At 64.1% G+C, this 849-nt stretch carries 1 pseudogene; it reads right to left on the bottom strand.

Going from position 1 to position 849, the window contains the following annotated elements:
• A pseudogene (locus OEZ60_RS22160) lies at nt 1-771 on the bottom strand (IS110 family RNA-guided transposase); the annotation flags it as partial.
• Nucleotides 772-849: the final 78 nt, after the last annotated feature.

Genomic DNA, 849 nt, shown 5'->3' with positions numbered 1-849 from the left:
CCCGTCGAGTGTTGTCGCGGCACGAGGCCGAGCCAGGCGGCGAAGTCACGACCGCGGCGGAATGTCTCTGCTGGCGGGGCCAACACCGCGATGGCGGTGGCGATCAGGGGCCCGATGCCGGGCACCGTCATCAGCCTTCGGGCCACTTCATTCTCTTTGGCCCGACGGGCGATCTCAGCGTCAAGCTTGCCGATCTCGGTCTCAAGATGGGTGAGCGCCGCGACCAGCACTTTCAACGTGGCGATGGCATCGGCGGGCAGGCCACTTTCCGGGTCCTCGACGAAGGCTATCAACCGTGCGGCATTCGCCGCGCCCTGCGGCACGATCTGCCCGAACTCGCCCAGGTGGCCGCGAAGGGCATTGATGGCCTGCGTTCGCTGCCGGATCAGAAGCTCGCGAATGCGGAAGACCATCGCAGCCCCTTGGGTCTCTTTACTCTTCACGGGCACGAAGCGCATTGTCGGTCGCAACGCCGCCTCACAGATCGCTTCGGCATCTGCCGCATCGCTCTTCTGGCGCTTCACGAAGGGCTTGACGTAAGCGGGCGGGATCAGCTGCACCTCATGGCCCAGCTTGCCGATCTCGCGGCCCCAGAAGTGCGCACCGCCACAGGCTTCCATCGCGACGACGCAAGACGGCAGCAGGCTGAAAAAAGAACACCTGCGCTCGCCGCAACGTCCTGCGCAGAACCGCTCGGCCAGCGACATCAGCTCCATGAACCTGGAACACATTCTTCGCCAGATCGAGTCCGACCGTGATAATCTCCGACATGACCGCTCTCCTTTGTGGATCGTTGCAGACCCACCTTGGCACGTTGATGCCGTCGGGGGCGGTCACATCATCACAGCC

Source organism: Albidovulum salinarum (assembly GCF_025673475.1).
In the GTDB taxonomy this organism is placed as follows: Bacteria; Pseudomonadota; Alphaproteobacteria; order Rhodobacterales; family Rhodobacteraceae; genus Albidovulum; species Albidovulum salinarum.
This window is presented reverse-complemented; position numbering and strand designations above follow the sequence as displayed.